We start from the raw sequence: 4,712 nt of genomic DNA, 5'->3' as shown, positions 1-4,712 counted from the left end.
CTGAAGACGTGATTCCTTGTGCACTCCATGATGAATCATCATGCAGTGATCACACTAGCTGTTTACTGGTTGTGCTGGAACTGCAGTGGGCCACCTGTAACACGTTGATGCCGTCTGCACCCGGAGCGGGCAAGACGATGCTCGCGCACCGGCTGCCGGCGCTCCTGCCCGATCTGTCGCCGGAGGCGTCGCTCGTGGTCACGTCGCTCACGTCGCTGTCGGGGCGAGCGCTCGACGGTCTCGTCACGAGGCCTCCGCTCGAGAGCCCGCACCACACGTCATCGGCCGCGGCGCTCGTCGGAGGAGGTTCGAAGATCATCCGCCCGGGCGCTGCGGCCCGGGCTGCCCACGGCGTGCTCTTCCTCGACGAGGCACCCGAGTTCCCGGCCGCGGTGCTCGACACACTGCGGCAGCCGCTGGAGTCCGGCACCATCACCATCCATCGCGCGAGCAGTGTCGCGCACTTCCCGGGCCGCTTTCAGCTGGTGCTCGCCGCGAACCCGTGTCCGTGCGGTCAGCACGGAACGTCCGACATCGCCTGCGTCTGCACGTCGATCGCCCGGCGACGGTACCTGGGGCGCCTGTCAGGCCCGCTGCTCGACCGGGTCGACCTCCAGTTGCGCGTCAATCGCGTCACCACGGCAGCGATCCGCCTGGCGGGGGAGCCTTCGCGCGAGACGACGGCCTCGGCGCGGCTCCGGGTCGAACGAGCGCGAGAGGTGGCCGCGGCGCGACTGTCCGCCACGCCCTGGCGCACGAACGCGGAGGTGCCGGGCTCCTGGTTCCGCACCGGGTCGCGGCGACTCCCCGTGGCGGTCACGTCTCCCATCGACCGCGCCCTCGAGCGCGGTACGCTCACGATGCGCGGCTACGACCGGGTGCTGCGGGTGGCGTGGACGCTCGCCGACCTCGACACGGCGTCGGCGCCGTCGGCCGAGCACATCGGCCGGGCGCTGTTCCTCCGCAAGTCGGTGACCACGTGATGCTCCACCATCTGGATCGTGCGCACGTGGAGTCCGCCGTGCGGGCCGTGACCGCGGCGGAGCTCCTCAGCCCGGAAGAAGGTGCTCGGCCTGTTCCGCTGGGGGCCGGGGCGGGGACATCCTCCGCGATGGCGCCAGCGACACCGACCGCGCTCGTGGGCGACGGACCGCGCGAAGGCGTCGCGTCGATCGATGAGCGGTTCGCCCGCGCGGCCTGGTCGAGCCTCGTCGAACCGGGGGATGTGACCGCCGGGACCATCGTGGGTGAGTTCGGAGCCGACCGGTCGCTGTCGATGCTGCTCGAGAGGCGCACTCCCGATGAGTGGGTGGGGGCGTGCTCGGCCGAGGCGCGCGCCGATCTCCCGCTCGCCGACGTGGCCGCGGCACTGGAGCGCTGGAAGCCGCGACTGGCGTCGAAGACCGTGCTGACCGCCTTGAGGGCGGCCGCGCACCACCGAGCGCAGCTCGTCGTTCCGGGTGATCCGGCCTGGCCGGAGGGACTCGCCGACCTCGGCCCCCACGCCCCGCTCGCGCTGTGGGTGCGAGGGGACCCCACGTGCCTCGGCGGGTCCGGGGACTCGGTCGCGCTCGTCGGTTCGCGAGACGCCACGAGCTACGGCGAGCACGTGGCGATGGACCTCGCGGCCGGTCTCTCCGACCGCGGCTTCTCGATCGTCTCGGGGGCCGCCTACGGCATCGACGGGATGGCGCACCGGGCGGCGCTCGCATCGAGCGGCACCACGATCGCCTATCTGGCCGGCGGGGTGGATCGACTGTATCCGAGCGGCCACGGAGACCTGCTCCGGCGCATCATCGCTGTGGGCGCAGTCGTCTCCGAACTCCCGTGCGGAGCGGCACCCACTCGTTGGCGCTTCCTGCAGCGCAACAGGCTCATCGCCGCGACCTCGGTGGCGACGGTGGTGGTCGAGGCCGGGCACCGTTCGGGTTCGCTCAACACGGCGGGCCATGCTGCGGCGCTCGGGCGCGCTCTCGGGGCGGTGCCCGGGCCGGTCACGAGCGTCAACTCGGCGGGGTGCCACCGGCTTCTGCGCGAGTACGACGCCGTGTGCGTCACCTCGGCAGCAGAGGTCGCCGAGCTCGCCCTCGGCAGCCTCAACCTGGAGCCGTCGCTGCTCGACGGGCTCGTGGGCGAACCCGAACGACCGCCCGCGTCGGGCGTGCCCTCGCCTGGTGCGCCGCCGACGGGACGAGCACCACGAGGCTCGGCTCCGGCTCCGGCTGCGACCTCGGCCGCCACCGCCTCCGTCGGTGCTGGGGTGCCGAGTCGGCCGAGTCTCGCCGCGGCTCCGACCAGGGTCCACGACGCCCTGAGCAAGCGGGCGGCTCGCGACGTCGCCGACCTGGCGAGGCGCTCCGGTCTCGGCCTCCGTGAGGTCGAGGCCGCCCTCGGCGCGCTCTCCCTGGAAGGCACCGCCCGCGAGATCTCCTCCGGCTGGTTGCGATCGTGACCTCCCGGCTGCGATCGTCGACCTCCTGCCTGCGCCTGCCGCCGGCCGCTTGCCACTGTCCACCATCAGGTATCCGCCGTCCGCTCGCGACCGTCTGGCACCCCCATCCCACCCCATCCGCCGTCCGTCATCCGCGATCCACTGGCGGCCGTCCGGCACCTCGCACCCGCAACCCCACCGGCACCCCCGAGCGCACCCCGCCCGCCCCTCATCCGGCACCCCCGAACGCCAGGTGGCGTCCATTGTTCACCGACTGTTCCGGCGGGAGCCGGGCGGGTGAGCGAGCCGGACGGGCGGGCGCGGAGGGGTCTGCGAGACTGGGGGCATGTCCGAGTACGGCGCGCCACCGCACACGATCGTCCACATCAGCGACACGCACTTCCTGGCGGGCCAGAGGCCGCTGCACGGTGCGATCGACACGGATGCGACGCTCACGAGGGCACTGGCTCAACTCGAGGAGTCGGGCATCCGGCCGGAGGCGCTCGTGTTCACGGGGGACATCGCCGACCTGGGGGAGGAGGATGCGTACCGGCGCATCCGGGGAATCGTCGAGCCGGCTGCCGCTCGGCTGGGAGCTCGGGTGCTCTGGGTCATGGGCAACCACGACGACCGGGCGCGGGTGCGCACCGAACTGCTCGACGAGCAGCCGCTCACCGATCCGGTCGTGGCGAGCATCATGCTCGGTGGCCTCCGCATCATCGCCCTCGACACGACGGTGCCCGGCTATCACCACGGCGAGCTCTCCGAGGAGCAGCTCCGGTGGCTGTGTGCAGAGCTCGAGCACGCCGCGCCGGAGGGCACGCTCCTCGCGCTGCACCACCCGCCCATCCCCACGACGCTCCCGCTCATGCCCATTCTCGAGCTGCAGCGCCAGCACGAGCTCGCGGCGGTCATCGAGGGCACCGACGTGCGGGCGATCCTCGGCGGGCACCTCCACTACTCCACGACGAGCATGTTCGCGGGCATCCCCGTCTCGGTCGCGGCCGCCACCTGCTACACCATGGACGTTGCCGGCCCGAGGGGCGCCCTCCGGGGCCTCGGCGGAGGCCAGTCGTTCTCGATCGTGGACGTCTACGACGACCGCGTGGTGCACTCGATCATCCCGATCGGCGACTACCCGATCGTGACCTCCTTCGACCACGACTTCGTCGCCCGCGTCGATGCCCTCCCCGCTCCCGAACGCCTCGAGGCGTTCTCGCGGCAGGTCCCCCCGATCTCCAGCTGAGAGCCCGGTCTCGCTCCGCGGCCGGACCACCAGGTCTGCTGAGGGGTGCCGGTGTTCGTCGGGAGATGAGCCTCCAGGTGTCTCGATCGAGTGCGCGAACGCCCTGTGCGCGAGGCCGGGGGGAGGCCTCGGCGAGTGCTTCGACGGGATGCGGCCGGACGGCATCCGGCATGTGGTGGCCGAGTGAATGCGGGTGAGGCCCGCGAGGTGCTCGGGCGTCCGGGACAGGAGGAGGCAAGCTGGGGGGATGAGGATCGGAGACGCCAGGGATGCGTACGAGCGGCATCTGCGGCTCGATCGCGGGTACTCGGCGCACACGGTCCGGTCGTATGGGGCGGACCTCGCCGATCTCGAGCGGTTCGCTGCCCAGCGAGGGATCGAGGACGTGCAGGGGCTCGATCTCGAGCTCTACCGGGACTGGCTGTGGGAGGCGTCGCAGCGGGAGCTCGCCAAGTCGACGCTCGCCCGTCGCTCGGCCAGTGCGAAGACGTTCTCGGCTTGGCTGCGGCGCACGGGGGTCATCGAGATCGACACCGCGGTGCGGCTCCGCGCACCCAAGCCGGACCGGACGTTGCCCCGCGTGCTCTCAGGTGACTCGATGACCGAGGTGCTCGAGCACCTCGACGCGGCCGCGGCCGACGGTGATCCGGTCGCCCTTCGTGACCGGGCGGTGATCGAGCTGCTCTACGCCTCGGCCCTGCGCGTCTCGGAACTCGTCGGCATCGACCTCGACGACCTCGATCTCGATCGGCGCACCGTGCGCGTGGTCGGCAAGGGCTCGAAGGAGCGGGTCGTGCCGTTCGGGACCCCCGCGCACACCGCGGTGGCCGACTACCTCGCACGCGGACGGCCGGCTCTTCGCGCCCGTGCGGCGGCGTCGACGCCCGCCGCCGCGCCCGCCGGGTCTGCCGCACGGGCCCCATCAGCGTCCGCCGGCTCGAGCGCGGCGCTGTTCCTCGGGGTCCGGGGCGCCCGGCTCGGCACGCGCTCCGTCTACCAGCTCGTGGCGCGCCTTCTCGAGGCCGCACCCGGCTC

At 72.3% G+C, this 4,712-nt stretch carries 4 protein-coding genes; all 4 read left to right on the top strand.

Annotated elements, in window-relative coordinates; translation table 11 throughout:
* Positions 1–107: 107 nt before the first annotated feature.
* Positions 108–983: an ATP-binding protein gene (locus Q0D57_RS19100; protein ID WP_291046995.1), complete on the top strand. Its 876-nt coding sequence runs from the start codon at positions 108–110 to the stop codon at positions 981–983.
* Between the two features lie 128 nt (positions 984–1,111).
* Positions 1,112–2,452 (top strand): DNA-processing protein DprA, encoded by a 1,341-nt coding sequence (gene dprA / locus Q0D57_RS19095; protein ID WP_291046993.1) that lies wholly within the window; start codon positions 1,112–1,114, stop codon positions 2,450–2,452.
* Between the two features lie 325 nt (positions 2,453–2,777).
* Positions 2,778–3,677, top strand: coding sequence for a phosphodiesterase (locus tag Q0D57_RS19090; RefSeq protein WP_291046991.1), 900 nt, complete (start codon positions 2,778–2,780; stop codon positions 3,675–3,677).
* 247 nt (positions 3,678–3,924) lie between these two features.
* A partial coding sequence (locus Q0D57_RS19085) for a tyrosine-type recombinase/integrase (RefSeq protein ID WP_291046989.1) occupies positions 3,925–4,712 on the top strand: 788 nt, incomplete at its 3' end.

Source organism: Herbiconiux sp., from assembly GCF_023264895.1.
GTDB lineage: Bacteria > Actinomycetota > Actinomycetes > Actinomycetales > Microbacteriaceae > Herbiconiux.
The sequence above is the reverse complement of the archived record's forward strand: the minus strand, read 5'-3'. Positions and strand labels throughout refer to the sequence as shown.

What these genes read in the sequence shown, in the direction of transcription:
- Q0D57_RS19100 (WP_291046995.1), top strand. Translation starts at nt 108, where the DNA reads ATGCCGTCTGCACCCGGAGCGGGCAAGACGATGCTCGCGCACCGGCTG.
- dprA (WP_291046993.1), top strand. Translation starts at nt 1,112, where the DNA reads ATGGCGCCAGCGACACCGACCGCGCTCGTGGGCGACGGACCGCGCGAA.
- Q0D57_RS19090 (WP_291046991.1), top strand. Translation starts at nt 2,778, where the DNA reads ATGTCCGAGTACGGCGCGCCACCGCACACGATCGTCCACATCAGCGAC.